Source organism: Streptomyces sp. NPDC029836 (assembly GCF_055574495.1).
This window is the reverse complement of sequence record NZ_JBVHZI010000002.1, coordinates 1,025,352-1,050,088: the sequence shown is the minus strand read 5'-3', so window position 1 is coordinate 1,050,088 and position 24,737 is coordinate 1,025,352. Positions and strand designations below refer to the sequence as shown.

Here is a 24,737-nt window from a genome sequence, read left to right as displayed (position 1 = left end):
ACTACGCGGACTACGCGGACTACGCGGGGTCGCGGCGCGGCAGCGTGTGCGTGTGGAAGCGGACGGCTTCCGCTCCCTCGGCGGGCGGCAGGTCCCGGTAGCTGTTGATCAGGTCGTGGATCCGGTGCGTCAGCTCGTGGCTCTGCCCGGCGGTCAGCCGCAGCGTGAAGTCACTGATGTCCGAGGAGGAGCGCCACTCCTTGCTCCAGTGGACGGCGTCGCCGATCCAGGTGTTGACCTCCTGCGCGTGGATCGTCGCGATCTCGTGCAGGAAGGCGTCGGCGGCGCCGCGCGTCTCGGGGTTGTCGTCGTACATCAGCGTCTCGTCGAACTTGGTGCCGTCGTGGGCCGACCGCCACCAGCGCTCGCGGCCCTTGCCGTGCTCCGGGGCGTCCTCGACGAACCCGTGCGCGGCCAGCTGGCGCAGGTGGTAGCTGGTGGCCCCGCTGGACTCCCCGAGGCGCTCCGCCAGCTGCGAGGCGGTGGCCGGCCCGTTCAGTCGGAGCGCGGACAGGATGCGGATGCGCAACGGGTGGGCGAGGCCGCGCAGCGAATGGGCGTCCAGGGTGCGGACGTTGGGGACGGGGTTCTCGGGGTTCTCGGTCTTCTCCTCGGGCATGCCTCAACAGTAGAGTTACAAAGACTTCTCTGCAAGGGATTCTTTGCAGAGAACTCTTTGTAACTTTCGAGCGTCCCGGCCGCCCCCGGGGGGAGCGGGAACGAACCCCCTCAGTCCTCCCCGTCCGCCGCCGCCTGCTCCACCAGCGGGATGATCCGGAGCGGCACCGGGTTCTCCATCACGATGGCCGTCGACGCCCGCACGATCCCCTCGAAGCCGACGACCCGGTCGATGACCCGTTGGAGGTCGGCGTTGGAGCGCGCCACCAGGCGGCACAGCATGTCCCCGTGTCCCGTCGTCGTGTGCAGCTCCAGCACCTCCGGCACCCCGTCCAGGTGTGCCCGTACGTCGGCGCCCTGCCCCTGCTTGATCTCCAAGGTGGCGAAGGCCGTCACCGGGTAGCCGAGGGCCGTCGGGTCCACCTGCGGGCCGAAGCCGCGGATGACGCCCTTCGACTGGAGCCGGTCCAGCCGCGCCTGCACCGTGCCGCGCGCCACCCCGAGCCGGCGTGAGGCCTCCAGTACGCCGATCCGCGGCTCGCGGGCCAGCAGGACGATGAGCCGGCCGTCGAGTTCGTCGATTCCCATGGATTCCTCCCGGCGCGGCGAAGCCGCTCGTACCGCTGGTCATACTGCGCAGATCTTTCAGCCATCCTGCGGCTGTGCTGGTCAGGTTGTACAGCCGAAATCGAAACTATTGCGCAGCTTGTGGAAGGGCGGGAATCTGCGGTCATGACTGAGACCCTCGACACCACCCCGGCCACCGCGCGTGAGGCAGACCCCTTCCCGGTGAAGGGCATGGACGCGGTCGTCTTCGCCGTTGGAAACGCCAAGCAGGCCGCGCACTACTACTCGACCGCCTTCGGCATGAAGCTCGTGGCCTACTCCGGACCGGAGAACGGCAGCCGCGAGACCGCGAGCTACGTCCTGACCAACGGCTCCGCGCGCTTCGTCCTGACCTCGGTCATCAAGCCCGCCACCGACCACGGCCGCTTCCTCGCCGAGCACGTCGCCGAGCACGGCGACGGGGTCATCGACCTCGCCATCGAGGTCCCGGACGTCCGCGCCGCGTACGAGTACGCCGTCGCGCAGGGCGCCCGCGGTCTGGACGAGCCGCACGAGGTCAAGGACGAGCACGGCACCGTCGTCCTCGCCGCGATCGCGACGTACGGGCAGACGCGCCACACGCTGGTCGAGCGCGGCGCCTACACCGGCCCCTACCTGCCGGGCTACGTCGCCGTCGAGCCGATGGTCGCCGCGCCCGCCAAGCGGACCTTCCAGGCCATCGACCACTGCGTCGGCAACGTGGAACTCGGCCGCATGAACGAGTGGGTCGCCTTCTACAACAAGGTGATGGGCTTCACGAACATGAAGGAGTTCGTGGGCGACGACATCGCGACCGAGTACTCGGCGCTGATGTCCAAGGTCGTCGCGGACGGCACCAAGAAGGTCAAGTTCCCGATCAACGAGCCGGCGATCGCGAAGAAGAAGTCGCAGATCGACGAGTACCTGGAGTTCTACGGCGGCCCCGGTGTCCAGCACATCGCCCTCGCCTCGAACGACATCGTCGCGACCGTGCGCACCATGCGCGCGGCGGGCGTGCAGTTCCTGTCCGTCCCGGACAGCTACTACGACACCCTCGGCGAGTGGGTCGGCGACACCCGCGTGCCGATCGACGAGCTGCGCGAGCTGAAGATCCTGGCCGACCGCGACGAGGACGGCTACCTGCTGCAGATCTTCACCAAGCCGGTGCAGGACAAGCCGACGGTCTTCTTCGAGATCATCGAGCGCCACGGCTCCATGGGCTTCGGCAAGGGCAACTTCAAGGCGCTGTTCGAGGCGATCGAGCGCGAGCAGGACAAGCGCGGCAACCTGTAGCCGCCGCGCACGTCACGTCCGAGGATCCCGCCCCCGGCCCCGCCCTCCGGCGGGGCCGGGGCGCCGCGTCGAGCGGCCCCAGCACTAGGGGGCGGGGTTCGGCGCCGCGGCCCCGGGGGCGGGCGCGTCGGGCTGCTTCGGTTCGGCCTTCGGTTCCGCCTTCGGCTTCGGCTTCGGCTCCGCCTTCGGTTCGGCCTTCGGCTGGGACTCGGCCTTCGGCTGCGGCTTCGGCTTGGGCTTGGGCTTCGGACGGGGCTTGGGCATCTCCGGAGCCACCCACGGCTTGCTCGGCTGCATGTTCTCCGGGCCGCCGGATGCCTGCTGCCCGATCGCGGCCAGCGCCTCCTTGGCCAGCGGACCCCGTACCGGGGAGAAGAGCGGGTTCGTCCGCAGCGTCTCCTGGAGGTGCCGGCGGGCCGCCTCGTCGTCGCCCAGACCCCGCTCGATCATCGCCCGGTGGTAGGAGAACTCGGCGTTGCGCAGCCCGAGCTCGGTCGCCTTCTTCGCGTACTCCAGCGCCGCCTCGTCATCGCCCAGCCGGTGCAGCGCCCAGCCCAGCGCGTCCGCGACCTGCACGCTCTTGTGCCGCGACCACTCCGCCGACAACCGGCGCACCGCCGCCGACGGATCGCCGTGGTCCGCCTCGAACAGGCCGAGCACCAGCTCCTCGTTCACCCCGTTCGTGGCGCCCCGCGCCGCCAGCGCCGACAGCGACGCGTACGGCGCGCGCGCCTCCTCGTCCCGGCCCAGCGACTGCAGCAGCTCGCCCAGCTCCAGCGCCAGCCGCGGCTGCGGGGTGCGGCCCAGCGCCAGCCGGTAGTCCCGTACCGCCTCCCCGGAGCGGCCCAGTGCCGCCAGGGCGCGGGCCCGGCCGCCCAGGGCGTCCGACTGCGCCGGGTCCGTGCGCAGCGCGGCCTCGAACTGCCGCATCGCCTCCGCCACCTCGCCCCGCTCCCAGGACATCTCCCCGAGCCGGTACAGGACGTACGCCTTCTCCGCGGGGGCCTTCGCCGCGCCCCCCGCGTGCTCCAGCGACACCACCGCGTCCTCGCGCCAGCCCCGGTCCCGGTACACCTGGGCGGCCCTCAGGTGGGACACCAGGCCCGGCCGGAGCTCCGTCAGTCGCTCCATGGCCTTCTCGGCGGCCTTGTAGTCGCCGAGGCCCGTGTACGCGTCGACCAGGACCGGGTACGCCGTCCAGCGCTTCGGCGCCTGAGCCCGGACCAGCTCGCCCCACTTCTTGCCCGTGCCGAAGTCCCGCCGGGCGTTGGCCAGGGCGCCCATGCCCGTCATCGCGTCCAAGTTGCCCTTCTCGGCGGGCCGCAGCCCCAGCGAGCGCTTGAGGGCCTTCTCCGCCTTCGGGAACCAGCCGGGGTCGGCCGTGCGCCGCGACTGTTCCAGGTACGCCGTACCGAGCACCGCCCACGAGGCGTCGTCGTCGGGATGCCCCGCGACCCACCGCTCCCGGTCCGCCACCAGCGCCGTCAGGTCCACCGCCGCGGGCGGGGCGCCCATGCCGACCGCCGAGGCGGCCCGCTCGGTGGGCCCCGGAGGGCGGGCGTCGTCGGCCGGGCGGGCCGGGCGGATCAGCAGGGCGCCGGCGATCAGGACCACGGCGACCGCGGCCGCCACGACCGTCTTGCGGCCGGTGAAGGTCACGGGCGGCGCGGGTTGCTGCGATTCCTCGTCGATACGCTCCATGGGGTCACTGTGCGTCAATATGAAGAGCGTGCCGGGATGCCCGAAGCCGGTCGCGGCCGTGTTCACACCGATGGCCCCGGGTGTCACGCTGGCCCCATGGCTGATGACCTCTCCGCACGGCTGCCCGCACCGAAGTCCGCCGCGCTGCCCGCACCGAAGTCCGCCGCGCTGCCCGCACCGCAGCCCGCCGCGCTGCCCCCGGAGCTCGCCGCGCGGCTCCTCGCGCGCCTCGCCGAAGGGCTCCCTGCCGAAGCCCTCCTGAGCGACCCTCAGGTGACCACCTCCTACGCCACCGACATGGCGAGCTTCTGCGCCGCCGGCACCCCGGCCGTCGTCGCCCTGCCCCGGACCGTCGAACAGGTCCAGCACGTCATGCGCACCGCCACCGAGCTGCGGATCCCCGTCGTCCCGCAGGGCGCCCGGACGGGCCTGTCGGGCGGCGCCAACGCGGGCGACGGCTGCATCGTGCTGTCCCTCGTGAAGATGGACCGCATCCTGGAGGTCTCCGCCGTCGACCGGATCGCCGTCGTCGAGCCCGGAGTGGTCAACGCCGTGCTTTCGCGGGCGGTCGCCGCGCAGGGCCTGTACTACCCGCCGGACCCCTCCAGCTGGGAGCAGTGCACCATCGGCGGCAACATCGGCACCGCCTCGGGCGGGCTGTGCTGCGTCAAGTACGGGGTCACCGCGGAGTACGTGATCGGCCTCGACGTGGTGCTGGCCGACGGGCGGCTGATGCGGACCGGGCGGCGCACGGCCAAGGGGGTCGCCGGATACGACCTGACCCGGCTGTTCGTGGGCTCCGAGGGCAGCCTCGGCATCGTCGTGCGGGCCGTCCTCGCGCTGCGGCCCGCGCCGCCCCGACAGCTGGCGCTGGCCGCCGAGTTCCCCTCCGTCGCCGCCGCCTGCGCGGCCGTGTGCGCCGTCATGGAGGCGGGCCTGGCGCCCTCGCTGCTGGAGCTGATGGACCGTACGACCGTCCGCGCCGTCAACGCCCTCGGGAAGATGGGGCTGCCCGAAAGCACCGAGGCCCTGCTGTTGGCCGCCTTCGACACCCCGGACGCCGCCGCCGGACTCGATGCCGTCGCCGCCCTGTGCAGGGCCGCCGGGGCCACCGCCGTCGTCCCCGCCGAGGACGCGGCGGAGTCCGAACTGCTGCTCCAGGCCCGGCGGATGTCCTTGACCGCGCTGGAGGCGCTGCGGCCCGCGACGATGATCGACGACGTGTGCGTGCCGCGCTCGCGGCTCGCCGAAATGCTCGACGGCACGGCGGCCATCGCCCGTACGTACGACCTGCTCATCGGGGTCTGCGCGCACGCGGGCGACGGCAACACCCATCCGGTCGTCTGCTTCGACCCCGCCGACGAGGACGAGGTGCGCCGGGCCCGCGAATCCTTCGACGCGATCATGGCGTTGGGGCTGGAGCTGGGCGGCACCATCACCGGCGAACACGGCGTCGGGGTGCTGAAGAAGGAGTGGCTGGCCCGTGAACTCGGGCCGGTCGGGCTGGAGATGCAGCGCGGCGTCAAGCACGCCTTCGACCCGCTCGGCCTGTTGAACCCCGGCAAGCTGTTCTGACGTGAACCCCCGGGGGCGGCCCGGCGTCCGTCCCCGCATCACGCCTCCCCGTCCGCCGACTCGTCCGAGGGCCACGGGTCCCGCAGCCACAGGTCGTCGGCCGGGGTCGGGGCGAGCAGCTCCGCCAACGCCGCGTCCAGGCCGAGCCGGTCGGCCTCGGTGCCCGGCGGGACCACGCGCAGGGTCCGTTCCAGCCAGGCGGAGACGGCGCCGGCCGGGGCCTCCAGCAGGGCGTCGCCGTCGGGGGAGCTGAGGGCCATGCACAGGACCGCCCGGTTGTCGATCTTCGTCGGCCAGATCCGGACGTCCCCGTGCCCGCACGGCCGGAACACCCCCTCGACGAGCAGCTCGCGGGCGAACGTCCAGTTGACCGGGGTGCTGGAGCCGGTGTGGAAGGTGATGTGCACGGCGAACGGGTCGTCGAGGAGGTAGAGCAGCCGGGCGGGGACGGAGATGGCGCGCTCGGGGGACAGGACCAGCTTGAGTTCCAGCTCGCGTTCGATGACGGGATGCTGCATGACGGCCTCGCTTCGGTGCGTTCGTGTCCGGGCGCGGGACCGGACCGGGCCCCGCACCCGCAGAGAGCGCGCGGCGGGCCGGCGATGACGCGGGTTCGGGGCACGAACCGCAGATTGGCCGAAAACTTGTCAAGCGTCCGAAAGTCGATGGTCGGGATCGGGTGGGGACGGCTCCGGTGCCGGTGGGTGTCGGGGCGGTTCCATCGCCTGCCCCCGCGAGCTCCTCGCGGGGCGAACAAAGGGCGGAGGTTCGCCCGAAGGCTTGGAATCTCCCGTTACCGGACCTGTCGGGAGGGGGTTCTTGGCTATGGTCCTCCCCTGCACAAGCCTCAAGCCACGATCGGAGTTGGGGACATTGACGGCCTCCCCTGGTGACGGCGAACACGCTGCCCGCGAGGGCTACTACCCCGACCCGTCCATCCCCGGGTACGTCCGGTACTGGAACGGCGCGGCCTGGGTGCCCGGTACGAGCCGCCCCGCCGTCCCCGCGGACGAGACCGGGCCGCTGTTCCTCGACGAGACCTCCGTGACCGAGGCGCTCCCCGAACCGGACCACCAACCGGAACGCGAACCGGAACGCGAGCGGGGACGCGAACCCCGGCCCTCGGCGCCGGGCTGGCAGGCCGACCCCGCCCATCAGGCCGGCTTCGGTGGCCCCCGTGACGTCCGCGTCTCCTGGGGCGGCCCGGGCGAGCCGGGCGAGCCGGAACCCGAACGCCGCCCCGCCGGCGGGATCTCCTTGGCCCGCGAGACGGCGCAGGCCGCCGCCCCCGCCGCCCCCGCCGCCCGGCGGCTTCCCGCGCAGGCCGCCGCCGAGAGCGTGGGCATCCTGTCGGCCCGTCCGCCCGCGTGGCCCGACGCCCCCGGCGGCGGCGTGTCCGGCCTGACCTCGTCCTGGCCCGAGGCGACCCCCGCCCGCTCCGCCGCCCCGCAGCCCGCTCCGCCGGGTGCGGGCCGCCCCGCCCCCGCCCCACGGGCCCCGGCCGCGCCCTGGGAGGCCGCGGCCCGTCCCGCCGCCCACCCGGCCCCGCCCGCCGCCCCCGCGCCCCGGCCCGAGCCCGCCCGCCCGGCCGCGCCGCGGGACGCCGAGGTCCGCGGGGCCCGCCCGACCGGATCCCGTACCGAAGTGGCCGAGCCCGCGCAGACCCGCGTCACGGCCGGCGAGGAGGCCCGGCCGCGCCCGGCCGTCCCCTGGGACGACGAGGGCCGCCCCGAGCCCGCGCCCCGGCGCCGGCCCACCCTCCCGGAGAACCCGCCGCAGCCGGCCGCGCCGGCCACGACCCGGGCCGTGTTCGAGCGGATGGCCGAGCGGGCCGTACGCCCGGCCGGGCTGGTCCGCCGCGCCCTGGCCCGCGCCCTGGACACCCTCGCCCTCGCCGCCGTCACGGCCGGAGCCGCCGTCCCGCTGGTGCCCCGGGTGACGGACCACCTCCAGGTCAAGGTCGACGCCGCCCGGGGGAGCGGGCGCACCACCACCGTCTGGCTCCTCGACGCCACCACCGTCGGGTACGGGTGCCTCCTGCTGGCCGCCGTACTGCTCTTCGGGGTGCTCTACGAGGTGCTGCCCACCGCCCGCTGGGGACGTACCCCGGGCAAGAAGCTCTGCGGCGTCCGGGTGTTGGCCGTCGCCACCCTGCGTCCGCCCTCCTTCGGCGCGGCCCTGCGCCGCTGGCTGGTCGGCGCCCTCCTCGGGCTGCCGGGCAGCCTGCGGTCCCTCTTCGACCGGACCCGCCGTCAGGCCTGGCACGACAAGGCGGCCGGCACCTACGTCGCGCGGTAGGCGCAGCCCCTCCCCCGAACGGACGCGGTCCCGTTGCGGGCCGCGCGGGCCCGGGTTCGACTCGGGCCATGAGCACCGACCAGCCGCCGCCGGGCCAGCCGCCCGAGGACGACCCGTTCCTCAAGAAGCCCCAGGGACCGACGCCTCCGTCGGGTGGCTCGCCGTACGGCCCGCCGCCCACCGGTGGCGGCGGGTATCCCCCTCCGCCTTCCGGCGGTGGCGGCGGATACCCACCGCCTCCACCTCCGCCGCCCCCCGGCGGCCCGGGCGGCCCGGGCGGCGGATACCCGCCCCCGCCGCCCCCGTACGGCGGCGGCGGTGACCCGTACGGCGGGGGAGGCGGCTACGGCATGCCCGACCCGCTCGCCGGGATGCCGCCGCTCGCGGACTTCGGCAAGCGGCTCGCGGCACGCGTCATCGACGTGCTCATCGTCGGGGTGCCGCTCTACCTGATCCAGCTCCCGTTCAACACGCGGCGGTACACCGTCGACACGAACCAGGGCGAGGACGCGACCGAGATCATCACCCGCTCGTACAGCGGTACCGGCCTGGTGTGGACGCTGATCTCGATCATCGTGTACGTGGGCTACGACTGGTGGTTCACCAAGAAGAACGGCCAGACCCTCGGCAAGAAGGCGCTGGGCCTGCGCACCGCGATGCTCAACGACGGCAGCGTGCCCCCCTCGAACGCGGCGCTCGGCCGGGCCGCGCTGCTGTGGATCCCGACCCTGGTCTGCTGCCTGTGCCTGTGGCCGCTCGCCCTGATCGTGTCGATGCTCATCGACAAGCCGTACAAGCAGGGCCTGCACGACAAGGTCGCCAAGACCGTGGTGGTCAGGGCGAACACCTGACCCGGTCGACGCACCGAACCGGGCGTCCCGTCGCGGGCGGCCGTCCCCCGGAAGGGGGGCGGCCGCCCGCACCCTTGTGTCCGGACCCGGTGGCGGCCGGGTCCGGTGGCGTGGGGGATCAGTGGTGCACGGGGTGTTCCGCGTCGGCGCCGGCGGACCGGGTCGTCGCCGGGGAGGTCCCCTCGGCGCCCTGACGGGCGGGCGGGGCGGCGTGCCGGCCGCGGCGGCGCGGCGCGGGCACCGTCAGCGCGACCAGGAGGCCGAGGGCGAGCGCGGCGGCGGAGATGACGGCCACCCCGAGTCCGGTGCTCGTCTGCGAGAGCAGGAGCATGGCGATCGTCGACACGATGACGGTGGCGGACCCGTAGGCGAGCTGTGCGGCAGTCGGTCGGGGCATGGCGGTTTCCGTCCTCGGAGCGGGGAGGGGGGCTCGGGCTCGACAGGTGCGCGTGTCAAGTGACTCCCTGACGGGATGCCCGAGCCGACGGACCGGTATGCGTGGCCCCACCCCCGGTATCGGAGCACGGGGGGCGCACACGGCTCATCCTCCGGCCGATCGCGAGGGATTCCGGACGGGTTCTCGACCGGGGGAGCGGCGGGGTCCTTCGCCCCGGAAGGACCCGTAAGGCTGCGGAACGTCCGAATAGCGGAACTGACTGACCGCATAGTGCAGTTGTAAGGAACAAGTCAAGGTCTGTCTTTTCTTTCGACTCTCCGGTCAAATGTCGTCACTTGAGACGCGCGCCGCGCGGAACCCCCCGCTCCTATGGAGACGTTCCGACCTACGTTGCGGCCGCGGGAGGGGAACGACATCAAGTGACCAGTAACTCCGCAAGGAAGCGCGCGCTGCGTGCCGCCGCCGTCGGCGTGACGATGGCCGCGACCGCCGCTTCCGGCGCTTTCTTCACCACGGCCACCGCCGACTCCAGTTGGGGCGGCGCACCCGCGGCCGACCACCAGGACCCGACCGCTCCGTCCAAGGAGAAGGTCAAGCACGACCTCGAAGGTCCGTTCAGCAAGCAGCAGGCGCAGCAGCGCGAGGCGGCCCTTGACCAGGTGCTGTCGGGCAAGAAGGGCATCGAGCAGCGCGGTGCCTCCAAGGTCGTCAAGCTCGACGACAAGAAGTACGTCGAGCTCGGCCGCGAGAAGACCGACAAGATCTTCACGATCCTCGTCGAGTTCGGTGACCAGGTCGACAACACGACCATGCACGACCCGGACGGTCCGGACGGCCCGAAGCCGCCGGCCCCCAAGTACGGCGGCACCCCCGGTCCGCTGCACAACCAGATCGCCCAGCCGGACCGCGCGCAGGACAACAGCACCGCCTGGCGCAAGGACTTCAGCCGTTCCTACTTCCAGGACCTGTACTTCGGTACCGGCCAGGGCAAGAACTCGCTGAAGACCTACTACGAGAAGACCTCCTCGGGTCGCTACTCGGTCGAGGGCGAGGTCGCCGACTGGGTCAAGATCCCGTACAACGAGGCCCGCTACGGCTCGAACTACTGCGGTCAGACCAACTGCTCCAACGTGTGGGACACCGTCAAGGACGGCGTCCTGGCGTGGACCGAGGCGCAGAAGAAGGCCGGGAAGACCGACGCGCAGATCAAGGCGCAGCTGGCCCAGTACGACCAGTGGGACCGCTACGACTTCGACGGCGACGGCAACTTCAACGAGTCCGACGGCTACATCGACCACTTCCAGGTCGTCCACGCCGGCGAGGACGAGTCGGCCGGTGGCGGCGCGCAGGGGACCAACGCCCTGTGGGCGCACCGCTGGTACGCCTACGGCACCAGCGCGGGCAAGACCGGCCCCGAGGGCAACAAGGCCGGTGGCACGCAGATCGGTGACACGGGCATCTGGGTCGGCGACTACACGATGCAGCCGGAGAACGGCGGCCTCGGCGTCTTCGCGCACGAGTACGGTCACGACCTCGGCCTCCCGGACCTCTACGACACCTCGGGTGGCGGCGAGAACGGCGTCGGCTTCTGGTCCCTGATGTCGGCGGGCTCCTGGCTCGGCACCGGCAAGGAGTCCATAGGCGACCTCCCGGGCGACATGACGGCCTGGGACAAGCTCCAGCTGGGCTGGCTGAACTTCGACCAGGCGAAGGCCGCGACGAAGTCCACGCACAAGCTGGGCGTTTCCGCGTACAACACCAAGGACAAGCAGGCGCTGGTCGTCGAGCTGCCGAAGAAGCAGGTCAAGACCGACATCGTCGCTCCCGCCGAGGGCTCCTCGCAGTGGTGGAGCAACATGGGTGACGACCTCAAGAACACCCTGACCCGCTCGGTCGACCTCACCGGGAAGACCTCCGCCGCCCTGTCCCTCAAGGGCTGGTGGGACATCGAGGCCGACTACGACTACCTCTACACCGAGGTGTCCACGGACGGCGGCGCCAACTGGACCGCGCTGGCCGGCACCGCCGACGGCGCGGCCCTCCCGGTCGACGCGGCCGGCAGCCCCTCTCTGACCGGTGTCTCGGGTGCCTGGAAGTCGCTCAACTTCCCGCTGGACGCCTACGCGGGCAAGAAGGTCGACCTCCGCTTCCGCTACCAGACGGACGGCGGCGCGGGCGGCAAGGGCTTCACGGCCGACGCCGTCACCCTGACCGCGGACGGCTCCCCGCTGTTCACCGACGGCGCCGAGAACGGCGACAACGGCTGGACGGGCAAGGGCTTCTCCCGGATCGGCGCCGGCTTCACCAAGGAGTACGCGCAGTACTACCTGGCCGAGAACCGTCGCTACGTCTCGTTCGACCAGACCCTCAAGGTCGGCCCGTACAACTTCGGTCACGCGAACACCCGTCCGGACTGGGTCGAGCACTACCCGTACCAGGACGGCCTGCTGATCTGGCTCTGGGACACCTCCCAGAAGGACAACAACACCAGCCAGCACCCCGGCCAGGGCCTGATCCTTCCGATCGACGCCAACGCCAAGCCGATGAAGTGGTCGGACGGCACCCTGCTGCGCAACAAGATCCAGCCGTACGACGCCACCTTCAGCGCGTACTCGACGGACGCCTTCACCCTGCACAAGAACGGTGAGTCGCTCTTCCTGAAGCCGAAGCCGACCAACCTCGTCTTCGACGACCGCAAGGGCAAGTACTACTACGACGAGAACCCGACCGGCTCGGTGAAGGTCACTGACACCAACACCAAGATCAAGATCCTCAAGGAGTCCTACGAGGGCACCGAAATGACGATCGAGGTCGGACCCTCCAGCAAGTAATTCGGTAAAACCGCAGGTCAAAGCATGATCGGCCGTCGCCCTCTAGCGGGCGGCGGCCGATCGCGTTTAGATGCGTGGTGCGAGTTTTCTTATTGACGGGGGAGAGGGAAAGCATGCCCGGTGGAGGTTTCGTCAGATTGCCCGGCGGCAGTGTGGTGGTGGCCCTGACCCTGCCCAGGCCGTCCGGAGAAGGTGGAAATGTCCGCGTGCTGGTGCATGCCGTGAACCGGGCCCGCGCCCTGACCAGGCTGCGGAACCTCGGGATGCGGGCGGTCTACCTGCGGGGCAACACCCAGCCGCCTACCCCGGACGAGGTCACGGCCGTCCTGCACCACCCCGACGGCCTCCTGTGGCGCTGCGCCCCCGACCGCGCGGCGGAACTCTGGCACCCGATCCGCGCCCTCCTGGGCGGCGCGTAGGACACCCCCGGGCCCCCGCCCGGAGCCCTCGCGGCCCCCGCCGGGAGCCCTCGCGACCCCCGCCCGGAGCCCTCGCGGCCCCCGCCGGGCCTCAGGCGGCCCGGTCGCCGACCAGGGCGACCCCGGCCCCGCGGAGTTCCTCCAGGGCCTTGGTGGTGGTGTGGGGGGCCACGGCGGCCGTCAGGTCGAGCAGGACGCGGGTGGTGAAGCCGGCGCGGGCGGAGTCCAGGGCGGTGGCCCTGACGCAGTGGTCGGTGGCGATGCCGACGACGTCGACCTCGGTGACCTCCCGGTCCCGCAGCCACTGGGCGAGGGTCACGCCGTTCTCGTCGGCGCCCTCGAAGCCGCTGTAGGCGGCCTCGTACGCGCCCTTGTCGAAGACGGCCGCGACGGCGCCCGAGGCGACGGCCGGCGCGAAGTTCGGGTGGAACCCGACGCCCTCGGTCCCGGCGACGCAGTGCACCGGCCAGGACGTCTCGTAGTCCGGGACGGCCGGCGGCCGCGCGAAGTGCGCGCCCGGGTCGACGTGGTGGTCGCGGGTGGCGACGACGTGCCGGTAGCCGGGCGTGCTCTGACCGATGAGCTCGGTGATCGCGGCGGCGACGTCGGCCCCGCCCGGGACCGCGAGGCTGCCGCCCTCGCAGAAGTCGTTCTGTACGTCGACGACGATCAGTGCGCGGTGCATGTCGCGTGTCCTTCGGGTCGGTGGGTGGGTGGTGCGGTGCGGCGGGGCCTCGCGGTGGCTCTTGCCCCACCCCGCCCCTCCCCGAACCCGGGGCCCCCGGCGGATCCGCCGGCCCCGGCCGCGCTCACACGTACTCGGTCGGGATGACCGCCTCGCCGCGCGAGAGCTGCGTCGCCGACAGCGGGAGCCGCGCCAGGGCCGCCGTGTGGCGCTCCCGTACGGTCTCCAGCGACTCCCGGGCCACGACCTCGCCGCCCTTGACCAGCTGGGTCAGCAGTTGGTGGTCGGCGAGGGCCGAGGGGACCGCGCCGGTCCCGATGACCTCGGCCTCGGCGATGCCGTCCGCGTCGGTCCGGCGGGCCGCCCACTTGCGGCCGCCGAGGGAGGTCTTGCCGCCCGAGGACTTCTTCGCGACCGGCACCAGCGGGGCCTTCGGGTCGTCGGAGGCGGCCCGCGCCACCAGCTTGTAGACCATCGAGCAGGTCGGGTGCCCGCTGCCGGTGACCAGCTGGGTGCCGACCCCGTACGCGTCCACGGGCGCCGCCGCCAGCGAGGCGATGGCGTACTCGTCCAGGTCGGAGGTGACCACGATCCGCGTCGAGGTCGCCCCCAGCTCGTCCAGCTGCTGGCGCACCCGGTGGGCGACGAGCAGCAGGTCCCCGGAGTCGATCCGGACCGCGCCCAGGTCGGTGCCGGCGACCTCCACTGCCGTGCGCACCGCCTCCGCGACGTCGTACGTGTCCACCAGCAGGGTCGTCCCGCGGCCCAGCGAGGCGACCTGCGCCGTGAAGGCGTCCCGCTCGCTGTCGTGGACCAGGGTGAAGGCGTGCGCGCTGGTGCCCACCGTCGGGATGCCGTACCGGAAGCCGGCCGCCAGGTCCGAGGTCGAGGTGAAGCCGCCGACGTACGCGGCCCGCGAGGCGGCGACGGCCGCCAGCTCGTGCGTGCGCCGGGCGCCCATCTCGATCAGCGGGCGACCGCCGGCCGCCGAGGACATCCGGGAGGCGGCCGCCGCGATCGCCGAGTCGTGGTTGAGGATCGACAGGATCACGGTCTCCAGCAGCACGCACTCGGCGAAGCTGCCCTCGACGCGCAGGACCGGCGAGCCGGGGAAGTAGGTCTCGCCCTCGGGGTAGCCCCAGATGTCACCCGAGAAGCGGTACGAGGCCAGCCAGTCGAGCGTGCGCATGTCGACGACGGCCCGCTCCCGCAGGAACTCCAGGACGGCTCCGTCGAAGCGGAAGTTCTCCACGGCGTCGAGCACGCGCCCGGTTCCCGCGACCACTCCGTAGCGGCGTCCCTCGGGCAGCCGTCGGGTGAAGACCTCGAAGACCGAACGGCGGTCCGCCGTGCCGTTGGCCAGTGCGGCTTGCAGCATCGTGAGCTCGTAATGGTCCGTGAAGAGCGCTGTGGACGGCACGTCCACCGGCAGGCCCAGGTCCGCAGGGTTCATGTCACGGATGCTAGCGCACATCTCGTCAAAGTGACGAGATGTGGGGGCCCGTTTGTGCGACGGCCCCCCGGCAGTGGCAGCATGGGACAAGTGAGTGTTGCTCCCGTTGAGATCGAACGCACCGAATCGGCCCGAGAGACCTACGCGGTCCCCGAACCCGACGTCCCCTGGGTGACCCTGGTGCACAACGACCCGGTCAACCTCATGAGCTACGTGACGTACGTGTTCCAGGCGTACTTCGGCTACCCGAAGGACAAGGCGACCAAGCTGATGATGGACGTCCACCACAAGGGCAGGGCGGTCGTCTCCAGCGGCTCCCGCGAGGAGATGGAGCGCGACGTGCAGGCCATGCACGGCTACGGGCTCTGGGCGACCCTCTCGCAGGACCGCACCTGATGGGCGGCGTGTTCGAACCCTTGAAGGGCGGCCCCGGAGCCGCCGTCGCGCTGGACGGGATCGAGATCTCCATCCTGCGCTCCCTCGCCGTCCAGTTGCTGGAGCTGATCGGCCCCGGCGAGCCGGAACCCGCCGCGGACGCCGACCCGCTGGCCGTGCTGTTCGCCTCCGACGGCCCGAGCGAGCCCCCGTCCGACCCGGCCCTGGCCCGGCTCTTCCCCGATGCCTACGGGGGCCCCGGCGCGGGACCGAAGGACGACCCGGAGGAGCTGCGGGCCCGCTCCTCGGAGTTCCGCCGCTTCACCGAGAACGACCTGCGCTCCCGCAAGCGGGAGGACGCGCTGGCCGTCGTGCGCAGCCTGGACGGCCTCGGCCCCGCCGGCGACGGGGCGGCGGTCCTGGAGCTGACCGGGGACCTGCCGCAGCGCTGGCTCGGCGCCCTGAACGACCTGCGGCTGACGATCGCGGCCCGGCTCGACATCACCGAGGACGACGAGAGCGCCATCCTGTTCCGGCTGCCGGACGAGGACCCGCGCAAGCCGATGGTGATGGCCTACCTGTGGCTCGGCGGCCTCCAGGAGACGCTGATCGAAACGCTCATCCGATGACCCGCGCGACGCGGACGTTGTTCGCTCAGCGGACGCTCAAATCCGGATAACGATCAGATCACCGCCATGCGGTGATCTGATCGCCGCCGGGGCCTATGCCCCGATTTTTTTATGCCTTGCGCCACAGTTCCTCCCCTCGCGTCCCCATAAGCACGTGATAAATCTTCACGACTGCCGAAGGGACGCCACCCCTGTCCCCCGGCCCGCTTGAACCGGCTCACCGCCGGCGTGCAACTCCATCCGTATCCGGGGGGATCGAGGACCCGATCCGCAGCCAGCGAAGGCGCGGGTCGGCGTGGAGAAAGGCGCACCAGACATGACCTCTGTGCAGGTCGAGCAGCACGACAGGACGCCCGGCGAGGGCGATCAGGGCGAGGGGTACCACCGCGCACTCGGCGCCCGCCAGATCCAGATGATCGCGATCGGCGGAGCGATCGGCACCGGGCTGTTCCTCGGGGCGGGCAAGGCGATCTCCAAAGCCGGACCCAGCCTGATCCTGGCCTACGCCATCGCGGGCCTGGTCATCTTCTTCATCATGCGGGCCCTGGGCGAACTGCTCATGTACCGGCCGGTGTCCGGTTCCTTCTCGGACTACGCCCGCGAGTTCCTGGGCCCGTTCTGGGGCTACGCCACCGGCTGGACGTACTGGCTCTTCTGGGTGGTCACCGGCATCACCGAGGTCACCGCCGCCGCCAAGTACATGTCGTACTGGACCGACGACAGCTTCCCGCAATGGGCGTACGCGCTGATCTTCACGGTCATCCTCTACGCCGCGAACCTGATCTCCGTGAAGCTCTTCGGCGAGCTGGAGTTCTGGTTCTCCATGGTCAAGGTCACCGCCATCGTCGGCATGATCCTGATCTGCGCCGGCATCCTCACCATCGGCTTCTCCGACGCCGCGGCGACCGCCTCCGTCTCCAACCTGTGGAACGACGGCGGCTTCTTCCCCAAGGGCATCGGCGGCACGCTGATGACCCTGCAGATCGTGATGTTCGCCTTCCTCGCGGTCGAGCTGGTCGGCGTCACCGCCGGCGAGTCCAAGGACCCCGAGAAGACCCTGCCCAAGGCCATCAACACCGTGCCGTGGCGCATCGCCGTCTTCTACGTCGGCGCGCTCGTCATGATCCTCTCGGTCGTGCCGTGGACGCACTTCCAGCCCGGCGTCTCGCCCTTCGTCGCCGCCTTCGAGCGGATGGGCCTGGGAGTCGGCGCCGCGATCGTCAACTTCGTCGTCCTGACCGCGGCCCTGTCCTCCTGCAACTCGGGCATGTACTCCACCGGCCGGATGCTGCGCGACCTCGCGCTCAACGGCCAGGGCCCGAAGTTCTTCACCAGGCTGACGAAGAACGGCACCCCGCTGCTCGGCACCACCTTCTCCGCCGCGCTGATGCTGGTGGGCGTCTGGATCAACTACGTCGCCCCGGGCAAGGCCTTCGACTACGTCGTCTCCTTCGCCACCATCTCCGGGATGTGGGCCTGGATCATGATCCTGGTCTGTCAGATCCGCTACCGCGCCAAGGCCGACCGCGGCGAGCTGCCCCAGTCCTCCTTCCGCGCCCCCGGTGCCCCGTGGACCAGCTGGTTCGCCCTGCTGTTCATCGGGATGGTCATCGTCATGATGGGCGTCGACAAGGACTCCCGGGTCTCGTTGTACTGCGCCCCGCTGTGGGGTCTGCTCCTCGGCGTCTCCTACCTGGTGCTGAAGTCCCGCAACCCGCGCGGCGCGGCCTTCAACAAGGTTTCCTGACCCCGCGGGGACCGGACCTCCCGGCCGCCGTCCCGGCCGGGACCCGTGTCCCCGCGGCGCTCCGTCCGGCATTCGGGCCCTTCCGTACCACGCCTCGGTACGGGAGGGCCCGTCTGTCTATCCTGTCGCTCATGCTGACCCTCACCCAGGACCTGTACGACCGGATCGTCGAGCACGCCCGCAAGGACCACCCCGACGAGGCGTGCGGCGTCGTGGCCGGCCCGGCGGACACCGGGCGCCCCGAGCGGTTCATCCCGATGCTCAACGCCGCCCGATCGCCCACGTTCTACGAGTTCGACTCGAAGGACCTCCTGAAGCTCTACCGGGAGCTGGACGACCGCGACGAGGAACCGGTGATCGTCTACCACTCGCACACCGCCACCGAGGCCTACCCCTCGCGCACCGACGTGACCTACGCGAACGAGCCGGGCGCCCACTACGTGCTCGTCTCCACGGCCGACCAGGACGGTCTCGGCGAGTTCCAGTTCCGCTCGTACCGGATCGTCGAGGGCGTGATCACGGAGGAGGAAGTGCAGGTCGTGGCAGGCTACTGACCAGTATATGAGCGGATGTCGTCCACGATGCGGGATCACACTCCAAACGGGGGACCGGGAATCGTTAACATGACCGCATGGTTCCCCACGACGTGAGCATCGAGACGCCCGGCAGGCTGCTGCTCGTGGCGCGGCTGCACGTCGACCTGTGCCGCCTCGCCAGCGCCATCTGTCCGGCCGGCTGAGCGACCCAGCCCTCCCGCGCGGGGGCGCAAGAACCGCGCGCATCCACGTTCTTACGGTTTAACGCCCTTCACGACACTGGAGCCTGCCATGGCCATCGAGGTCCGCATCCCCACCATCCTCCGCACCTACACCGACGGCGAGAAGGCCGTGAACGGCGAGGGCGCGACCCTGTCCGAGCTGTTCGCGGACCTGGAGACGCGGCACAAGGGCATCGAGGAGCGCATCGTCGACCAGGCCGCCGGTGGTCAGCTGCGCCGCTTCGTGAACGTCTACCTCAACGACGAGGACGTCCGCTTCCTCGACGGCATCTCCACCGCGCTCAAGGACGGCGACAGCGTCACCATCCTTCCGGCCGTGGCCGGCGGCTCGAAGTAATGCGCTACGACTCCCCGCTCGCGGCCGTCGGCAACACGCCGCTGGTCCGGCTGCCCCGGCTCTCGCCCTCCGCCGACGTGCGGATCTGGGCGAAGCTGGAGGACCGCAACCCGACCGGCTCGATCAAGGACCGCCCCGCGCTCCACATGGTCGAGCAGGCGGAGAAGGACGGCCGCCTCTTCCCCGGCTGCACCATCCTGGAGCCCACCTCCGGCAACACGGGCATCTCCCTGGCGATGGCCGCGAAGCTCAAGGGCTACCGGATCGTGTGCGTCATGCCGGAGAACACCTCCCAGGAGCGGCGCGACCTTCTGACGATGTGGGGAGCCGAGATCGTCCCGTCGCCCGCGGCGGGCGGCTCGAACACGGCGGTCCGGGTGGCCAAGGAGCTGGCCGTGGAGCACCCGGACTGGGTGATGCTCTACCAGTACGGCAACCCGGACAACGCGGGCGCCCACTACGCGACCACCGGGCCGGAGATCCTCGCCGACCTCCCGTCCATCACGCACTTCGTGGCGGGCCTGGGCACCACCGGCACCCTGATGGGCGTCGGCCGGTACTTGCGCGAGCACGTCGAGGGCATCAGGATCGTCGCGGCCGAGCCCCGGTACGACGACCTGGTCTACGGCCTGCGCAACCTCGACGAGGGCTTCGTCCCCGAGCTGTACGACGCCTCCGTGCTCACCACCCGCTTCTCGGTGGGCTCCGCGGACGCCGTCACCCGCACCCGGGACCTGCTGCGCGAGGAGGGCATCTTCGCGGGCGTCTCCACCGGCGCCGCCCTGCACGCGGCGATCGGCGTGGGCCGCAAGGCCGTCGCCGCGGGGGAGAGCGCCGACATCGTCTTCGTCGTCGCCGACGGCGGCTGGAAGTACCTGTCGACGGGCGTCTACACGGCGGCCACGACGGAGGAGGCCATCGAGGCCCTCCAGGGCCAGCTCTGGGCGTGAGCCGTACGCGCCCCCGACCCGCCCGCCCGGCGGGGTCAGGGGGCGGGGGCCGGCAGTGCGGCGGGGACGGCGGCGGGGCCGGGCGCCGGGTCCCGAAGACGAGGACCCGGAGACGAGGACCCGGAGACGAGGACCCGGACTCCGTCCGGGGATGCCTCCGGGGCGGTCCGCCGTCGGGTCGGGGGCATCGTGGCCGCGCCGCTACCGGATCACCCCGCACCCCCTCCGAGTCCCTTGGCCTCGTCCCACAGCGTCGGGTCCAGGGTGCCCAGCCGGGTGCGGAACTCCCACAACGACACCTCCGCCGGCCGGTCCGCCTCCAGGAAGCTCCCGCGTCCCTGCCGGCCCACCACCCCGGGCGGCAGCGGGATCACCCCGGGGCGACGGTCGTCGTACTTGGCGGTGATCCACGCGACCCGGGCCCGCTCCCGGTGCGGCCGCACGGCCAGGACCAGGCAGGACCTGCCGTCCACCAGCCCCCACAGCTCGCGGACCCGCACCGGCGGGGGCGGCCCCGGCCCGTGCGGCGGTGACGCCGGCGCCCCGCCGCGGGCACCCAGGACCCGCCGCGGCAGCAGCACCACCACCGCCACGGCGACCACCGCCGCGAGCGCGGGCCACCAGGACGTGTCCATCCTCCGACCGTAGTCGCGCGCGGGGCGCCCGGCGCGGCAACGCCCGTACCCGCCGTCGCTCCCCCGGGTGACAGGACAGGTGATTCCCCCCACAACGGCCCGCCGTGGAGGAGCGACCCGAGGTTTCGCGCCTTACGCTCGACGCACGCACGGCCCGCATTCCGTCCACGGACCGTCCACGGAGGTTCACGCTCCATGAAGCTCACCGTCGTCGGCTGCTCGGGGTCGTTCCCGTCCGCGGAATCGGCCTGTTCGAGCTACCTCGTCGAGGCCGACGGCTTCCGCCTGCTCCTCGACATGGGCAACGGCTCGCTCGGGGCGCTCCAGCGCCACTGCGGCCTCTACGATCTCGACGCGATCTTCCTGAGCCACCTGCACGCCGATCACTGCATCGACATGTGCGCGTACTTCGTCGCCCGCTACTACCGCCACGAGGGCGGCCGCTGCGGCACCATCCCCGTCTACGGTCCCGAGGGCACCGAGCAGCGCCTGACCACCGCGTACGAGGACGTCCCCGACGCGAGTTCGATGAGCGAGGTCTTCGACTTCCGGACGCTGAAGACGGCCGCGTTCGAGATCGGGCCGTTCACGGTGCGCACCGAGAAGGTCTGCCATCCGGTGGAGTCGTACGGCATCCGCATCGAGCACGGCGGCCGCTCGCTGGCCTACTCGGGGGACACCGGGGTCTGCCCCGAGCTGGGTGCCCTGGCCGACGGCGTCGACCTCTTCCTGTGCGAGGCCTCCTTCACGCACGGCAAGGAGGACATCCCCGACCTTCACCTGAACGGCCGCGAGGCCGGGGAGTACGCCAGCGCGGGGCAGGTCGGGCGGCTGGTCCTGACGCACATCCCGCCGTGGACGGACGCCGGCCAGAACCTCGCCGACGCCCGCGCGGTCTACGACGGCCGGGTCGACCTGGCGTACGCGGGCGCGGTCTACGAACTCTGAGGCGGGTACGGGGAGCCCCCCGTCACTCCGTCACCCCGCCACCCGCCCACGGCGGAGCCCCCGCCCTCCCTTCCGGGAGAGCGGGGGCTCCGTCGTACGTGGTGCGGGCTGCTTACTTGGCCTCGGCCTTCTGCAGCTCGGCGAGCTCCTCGTCGGACTCGCGGCCCGGCGTCGGGAGGTTGAACTTCGTGATCGCGAAGCGGAAGACGAAGTAGTAGACCGCCGCGAAGCACAGGCCGACGCCCGCCAGCATCCACGGCTTCTCCGCGATGCCGAGGTTCAGCAGGAAGTCGACGAGGCCGGCGGAGAAGCCGAAGCCGTCCCGCATGCCCAGGGCCCAGGTGAGGGCGAGGGAGACACCGGTCAGCACCGCGTGGATCGCGTACAGCACCGGGGCGATGAACATGAAGGTGAACTCGATCGGCTCGGTCACACCGGTGACGAAGGAGGTGAGCGCGAGGGAGAACATCATGCCGCCGACGACCTTGCGGCGCTCGGGGCGGGCGCAGTGGACGATCGCGAGGCAGGCCGCCGGGAGGGCGAACATCATGATCGGGAAGAAGCCGGTCATGAACTGTCCGGCGGTCGGGTCACCGGCGAGGAAGCGACCGATGTCGCCGTGCACGGCGCCGGTCGGGGTGTCGAAGGAGCCGGCCTGGAACCACGGGAAGGAGTTCAGCAGGTGGTGCATGCCGATCGGGATCAGCGCGCGGTTGGCGACACCGAAGATGCCCGCGCCGACGGCGCCCGAACCGGTCAGCCACTCACCGAAGTTGTGCAGGCCCGTGCCGAGCACCGGCCAGATCAGACCGAAGACGATGCCGGTGACGAGGCCCGCGAGGGCGGAGAGGATCGGGACGAGGCGGCGGCCGCCGAAGAAGCCCGCCCAGTCCGGCAGCTTGGTCCGGTAGAACTTCTGGTAGAGCAGCGCGGTGATGACACCCATCACGACGCCGCCGAGCACACCGGCGTTGACCGGGGCGTCGACGTTGACGATCTTCCCGCCGACGACCTTGGCGACCTTGGGCAGGTTGCTGTCGGTGAAGGTGGCGAGCACCGCCTTGAAGACGAGGTAGCCGGTGACCGCGGCGAGGGCGGTCGAGCCGTCCGACTTCTTCGCGAAGCCGATCGCGATGCCGACGGCGAACAGCAGCGCCATGTTGTCGAGGATCGCGCCACCACCGGCGGCCATGTAACCGGCGATCTTGAGGATGAACGTCGGGAAGACGTCCTTGTCGCCGAGCATGTCGGCCGCGCCCAGGCGGAGCAGGAGCGCGCCGGCGGGCAGCACGGCAACGGGGAGCATGAGGCTCCGGCCGATGCGCTGCATGACGGCCATCACGCCAGCGCCCTTCTTCTTTTCCGCAGCGGCGGTGGCTGTGGACATGGACTTCCTCCAGTGGACAAGGCGCTGCCAGGGCGGGAAAAAGGGGTTGGCGACGTCTCGGAAAGGGGGACCGCGGGGGCCGGAACGAGCCACGCGTGGTCTACACCAATAGGTGGTGTAGACCAGTTGTAACACGGTGAGGGTTAGATAAGGAACCTTCAATTTCCAGTGGCGTACGCCACACCCGCCCCGAGCGGGTCCGCCATCCGGAACCGTGGACTTCCGGACGTGGCGAAGGCCCCCGGATCCTGGGATCCGAGGGCCTCCACCGGCCGGGCCGACGGGCCCCGCGCGGCCGGCCGCGCCTTCATAACGGCTTGGCTACGCCTTGGTGTTGTCCGCCTGCATGGCCGCGATCTCCTCGTCCGACTCGCGTCCCGGGGTCGGGATGTCGAACTTGGTGATGGCGAAGCGGAAGACGGCGTAGTAGACGACGGCGAAGCACAGACCGATCGGAATGATCATCCAGGGCTTGGTCGCCAGGCTCCAGTTGATGACGTAGTCGATCAGGCCGGCCGAGAAGCTGAAGCCGTCGTGCACCCCCAGTGCCCAGGTCACCGCCATGGACACACCGGTCAGCACGGCGTGGATCGCGTACAGCGCCGGCGCCACGAAGAGGAAGGAGTACTCCAACGGTTCCGTGATGCCCGTGACGAACGAGGTCAGGCCGACCGACAGCATCAGACCGCCGACCTCCTTGCGGCGCAGCGGCTTCGCGCAGTGGGTGATGGCCAGGGCCGCGGCCGGCAGGGCGAACATCATGATGGGGAAGAACCCGGACAGGAACTGCCCCGCGCTCGGGTCGCCGTTCAGGAACATCGGGATGTCGCCGTGGACGACCTGTCCGTCCGGCGTGGTGAAGCTGCCGAACTGGAACCACACCGGCACGTTCAGGAACTGGTGCAAGCCGATCACCAGCAGCGCGCGGTTCGCGAGGCCGAAGATGCCGGCGCCCCAGGAGCCGAGCCCCACCAGCCAGTCGGAGAAGCTCTCCAGCCCGTCGCCGATCGGCGGCCAGATCCACAGGCACAGCACGGCGAACGCGATCGCGACGAAGGTCATGATGATCGGGACGAGCCGGCGGCCGTTGAAGAAGCCCAGCCAGTCGACCAGCTTCACCCGGTGGTAGCGCTGCCAGAACCAGGCGGCCAGCATGCCCATGATGATGCCGCCGAACACCCCCGGGTTCTGGAAGCTGTACTCGGCGAAGGTGTCGTCGGGCCCCAGGCAGCCGCCCCCGATGTCCTTCGTCCCCTCGGGGCAGCCCTGCGGGAAGGCCCGCAGCACGCTGCGGTAGACGAGGAAGCCCACGACCGCCGCGAGCGCGGTGGAGCCGTCCGCCTTCTTGGCCATGCCGATCGCGACGCCGACGCAGAAGAGGAGCGGGAGTCCGAGGTCGGCGTTGAGGAGGGCGCCGCCCGCGCTCGCCATCACCTTGGCGACGTCGGTCCAGCCGAGGCCGTCCTTGCCGAAGACGTCGTTCTGGCCGAGGCGGTTCAGGATGCCGGCCGCGGGGAGGACGGCGATCGGCAGCTGGAGGCTCCGTCCCATCTTCTGCAGGCCCTGGAACAAGCCGTTCCACCACTTCGGCTGTGGCGCCGTCGCGGCACTGCTCGTGCTCATCGCGTCCTCCCTGACCCGGCCCGGTTTTTGGCAGTCGCAACACTTGCGGCACACTGGTGTAGACCAGTTGACGGGCAGGCTGCTGCTGATGGTCATCATTCGGCAGCTACGGGGCACGCGCCCGTGTAGATGGGCCAACCGTGAGCTACCGTGACGAAGCGGACGACGCGGGTTACGGCCGCCGAGACTCGTTCTTCGAACCACTCAGGGAGAAACACATGGCCACCAAGGCTGAGAAGATCGTCGCCGGGCTCGGCGGCATCGACAACATCGAAGAGGTCGAGGGCTGCATCACCCGCCTGCGCACCGAGGTCAAGGACCCGTCCCTGGTCGACGATGTCGCCCTGAAGGCCGCGGGCGCCCACGGCGTCGTCAAGATGGGCACGGCGATCCAGGTCGTCATCGGCACCGACGCCGACCCGATCGCCGCGGACATCGAGGACATGATGTGATCAAGCCCCAGGGCTGATCCGCACGAACGAAAAGGACGCTCCGTCCGACCTGGTCACACGGTCGGGCGCAGCGTCCTTTGCCGTTGCCCGCACGACCCCGCGGCCGAGACGGGCGGACAGCCGATGACCGGCGTCAGGGACCGCGGCCGCTGCCGCAGAACGCCCCGACC

Annotated in this window: 25 protein-coding genes; 15 read left to right on the top strand and 10 right to left on the bottom strand. The window is 71.2% G+C overall.

Translation table 11 applies throughout. From position 1 onward, the window contains the following. Positions 1–19 precede the first annotated feature (19 nt). Positions 20–619: an ArsR/SmtB family transcription factor gene (locus ACZ4XJ_RS10555; RefSeq protein WP_362880416.1), complete on the bottom strand. Its 600-nt coding sequence runs from the start codon at positions 617–619 to the stop codon at positions 20–22. 110 nt (positions 620–729) lie between these two features. Then, positions 730–1,206, bottom strand: coding sequence for an Lrp/AsnC family transcriptional regulator (locus ACZ4XJ_RS10550; RefSeq protein WP_362880414.1), 477 nt, complete (start codon positions 1,204–1,206; stop codon positions 730–732). 144 nt (positions 1,207–1,350) lie between these two features. Here ACZ4XJ_RS10550 and hppD point away from each other — a divergent pair, with 144 nt between their 5' ends. Beyond that, positions 1,351–2,496 carry a 4-hydroxyphenylpyruvate dioxygenase gene (hppD, locus tag ACZ4XJ_RS10545; protein WP_362880413.1) on the top strand — a complete coding sequence of 382 codons (1,146 nt, stop codon included), beginning with the start codon at positions 1,351–1,353 and terminating at the stop codon, positions 2,494–2,496. An 84-nt stretch (positions 2,497–2,580) separates the two neighbouring features. Here the strand turns inward: hppD and ACZ4XJ_RS10540 are convergent, their stop codons facing one another. After that, complete coding sequence (locus ACZ4XJ_RS10540) at positions 2,581–4,197, bottom strand: tetratricopeptide repeat protein (RefSeq protein WP_468495883.1); 1,617 nt, start codon at positions 4,195–4,197, stop codon at positions 2,581–2,583. A gap of 168 nt (positions 4,198–4,365) precedes the next feature. On the opposite strand from ACZ4XJ_RS10540, the gene ACZ4XJ_RS10535 reads away from it, so the two are divergent. Further along, positions 4,366–5,772, top strand: a complete 1,407-nt coding sequence (locus tag ACZ4XJ_RS10535; RefSeq protein ID WP_468495949.1) for an FAD-binding oxidoreductase — start codon at positions 4,366–4,368, stop codon at positions 5,770–5,772. Between the two features lie 38 nt (positions 5,773–5,810). On the opposite strand, the gene ACZ4XJ_RS10530 is transcribed toward ACZ4XJ_RS10535, so the two are convergent. Then, positions 5,811–6,290 carry an SsgA family sporulation/cell division regulator gene (locus ACZ4XJ_RS10530; RefSeq protein ID WP_362880410.1) on the bottom strand — a complete coding sequence of 160 codons (480 nt, stop codon included), beginning with the start codon at positions 6,288–6,290 and terminating at the stop codon, positions 5,811–5,813. 355 nt (positions 6,291–6,645) lie between these two features. On the opposite strand from ACZ4XJ_RS10530, the gene ACZ4XJ_RS10525 reads away from it, so the two are divergent. Together ACZ4XJ_RS10525 and ACZ4XJ_RS10520 are read left to right on the top strand one after the other, a co-directional pair. Next, positions 6,646–8,070 (top strand): RDD family protein, encoded by a 1,425-nt coding sequence (locus ACZ4XJ_RS10525; RefSeq protein ID WP_468495882.1) that lies wholly within the window; start codon positions 6,646–6,648, stop codon positions 8,068–8,070. 350 nt (positions 8,071–8,420) lie between these two features. Then, positions 8,421–8,921 carry an RDD family protein gene (locus ACZ4XJ_RS10520; protein WP_362880407.1) on the top strand — a complete coding sequence of 167 codons (501 nt, stop codon included), beginning with the start codon at positions 8,421–8,423 and terminating at the stop codon, positions 8,919–8,921. A 118-nt stretch (positions 8,922–9,039) separates the two neighbouring features. Here the strand turns inward: ACZ4XJ_RS10520 and ACZ4XJ_RS10515 are convergent, their stop codons facing one another. After that, a complete protein-coding gene (locus ACZ4XJ_RS10515) occupies positions 9,040–9,318 on the bottom strand; it encodes a hypothetical protein (RefSeq protein WP_362880405.1) in 279 nt (92 codons plus the stop codon). A 476-nt stretch (positions 9,319–9,794) separates the two neighbouring features. Here ACZ4XJ_RS10515 and ACZ4XJ_RS10510 point away from each other — a divergent pair, with 476 nt between their 5' ends. Continuing rightward, positions 9,795–12,149, top strand: a complete 2,355-nt coding sequence (locus tag ACZ4XJ_RS10510) for an immune inhibitor A domain-containing protein (protein ID WP_362880448.1) — start codon at positions 9,795–9,797, stop codon at positions 12,147–12,149. A gap of 113 nt (positions 12,150–12,262) precedes the next feature. After that, on the top strand, positions 12,263–12,568 hold the full coding sequence (locus ACZ4XJ_RS10505) for a hypothetical protein (protein ID WP_362880404.1): 306 nt from the start codon (positions 12,263–12,265) through the stop codon (positions 12,566–12,568). Between the two features lie 91 nt (positions 12,569–12,659). On the opposite strand, the gene ACZ4XJ_RS10500 is transcribed toward ACZ4XJ_RS10505, so the two are convergent. Next, positions 12,660–13,253, bottom strand: coding sequence for an isochorismatase family protein (locus ACZ4XJ_RS10500; RefSeq protein WP_468495881.1), 594 nt, complete (start codon positions 13,251–13,253; stop codon positions 12,660–12,662). Positions 13,254–13,377: 124 nt separating this feature from the next. Then, the gene (locus ACZ4XJ_RS10495) at positions 13,378–14,706 is read right to left on the bottom strand and encodes a nicotinate phosphoribosyltransferase (protein ID WP_362880401.1); all 1,329 of its coding nucleotides are present in this window, start codon (positions 14,704–14,706) and stop codon (positions 13,378–13,380) included. Positions 14,707–14,787: 81 nt separating this feature from the next. On the opposite strand from ACZ4XJ_RS10495, the gene clpS reads away from it, so the two are divergent. The 7 genes from clpS (at position 14,788) to ACZ4XJ_RS10460 (ending at position 19,522) form a co-directional block, all read left to right on the top strand. Beyond that, positions 14,788–15,102, top strand: coding sequence for an ATP-dependent Clp protease adapter ClpS (clpS, locus tag ACZ4XJ_RS10490; RefSeq protein ID WP_362880399.1), 315 nt, complete (start codon positions 14,788–14,790; stop codon positions 15,100–15,102). Further along, on the top strand, positions 15,102–15,710 hold the full coding sequence (locus ACZ4XJ_RS10485; RefSeq protein ID WP_468495880.1) for a DUF2017 domain-containing protein: 609 nt from the start codon (positions 15,102–15,104) through the stop codon (positions 15,708–15,710). Before clpS ends, ACZ4XJ_RS10485 begins: the two co-directional genes overlap by 1 nt. Positions 15,711–16,026: 316 nt before the next feature. Further along, a complete protein-coding gene (locus tag ACZ4XJ_RS10480) occupies positions 16,027–17,457 on the top strand; it encodes an amino acid permease (RefSeq protein WP_362880395.1) in 1,431 nt (476 codons plus the stop codon). Between the two features lie 131 nt (positions 17,458–17,588). After that, positions 17,589–18,011 (top strand): M67 family metallopeptidase, encoded by a 423-nt coding sequence (locus ACZ4XJ_RS10475; protein WP_362880394.1) that lies wholly within the window; start codon positions 17,589–17,591, stop codon positions 18,009–18,011. Positions 18,012–18,088: 77 nt separating this feature from the next. Further along, positions 18,089–18,196 (top strand): putative leader peptide, encoded by a 108-nt coding sequence (locus ACZ4XJ_RS10470; protein WP_338014447.1) that lies wholly within the window; start codon positions 18,089–18,091, stop codon positions 18,194–18,196. 88 nt (positions 18,197–18,284) lie between these two features. After that, positions 18,285–18,572: a MoaD/ThiS family protein gene (locus ACZ4XJ_RS10465; RefSeq protein WP_281208476.1), complete on the top strand. Its 288-nt coding sequence runs from the start codon at positions 18,285–18,287 to the stop codon at positions 18,570–18,572. Next, positions 18,572–19,522 (top strand): PLP-dependent cysteine synthase family protein, encoded by a 951-nt coding sequence (locus ACZ4XJ_RS10460; RefSeq protein WP_362880392.1) that lies wholly within the window; start codon positions 18,572–18,574, stop codon positions 19,520–19,522. The genes ACZ4XJ_RS10465 and ACZ4XJ_RS10460 overlap by 1 nt, the downstream gene beginning before the upstream one ends. Before the next feature lie 209 nt (positions 19,523–19,731). On the opposite strand, the gene ACZ4XJ_RS10455 is transcribed toward ACZ4XJ_RS10460, so the two are convergent. After that, complete coding sequence (locus ACZ4XJ_RS10455; protein ID WP_362880390.1) at positions 19,732–20,157, bottom strand: hypothetical protein; 426 nt, start codon at positions 20,155–20,157, stop codon at positions 19,732–19,734. 195 nt (positions 20,158–20,352) lie between these two features. Here ACZ4XJ_RS10455 and ACZ4XJ_RS10450 point away from each other — a divergent pair, with 195 nt between their 5' ends. After that, positions 20,353–21,105, top strand: coding sequence for an MBL fold metallo-hydrolase (locus tag ACZ4XJ_RS10450; protein WP_362880388.1), 753 nt, complete (start codon positions 20,353–20,355; stop codon positions 21,103–21,105). A gap of 112 nt (positions 21,106–21,217) precedes the next feature. Here ACZ4XJ_RS10450 and ACZ4XJ_RS10445 read toward each other — a convergent pair whose 3' ends face one another. Together ACZ4XJ_RS10445 and ACZ4XJ_RS10440 are read right to left on the bottom strand one after the other, a co-directional pair. Further along, positions 21,218–22,492 (bottom strand): PTS transporter subunit EIIC, encoded by a 1,275-nt coding sequence (locus ACZ4XJ_RS10445; protein ID WP_362880387.1) that lies wholly within the window; start codon positions 22,490–22,492, stop codon positions 21,218–21,220. 321 nt (positions 22,493–22,813) lie between these two features. Next, a complete protein-coding gene (locus ACZ4XJ_RS10440) occupies positions 22,814–24,115 on the bottom strand; it encodes a PTS transporter subunit EIIC (protein WP_362880385.1) in 1,302 nt (433 codons plus the stop codon). Positions 24,116–24,255: 140 nt separating this feature from the next. On the opposite strand from ACZ4XJ_RS10440, the gene ACZ4XJ_RS10435 reads away from it, so the two are divergent. Next, entirely contained in the window at positions 24,256–24,567 is a 312-nt protein-coding gene (locus tag ACZ4XJ_RS10435; protein ID WP_362880383.1) for a PTS sugar transporter subunit IIB, read from the top strand. Positions 24,568–24,737: the final 170 nt, after the last annotated feature.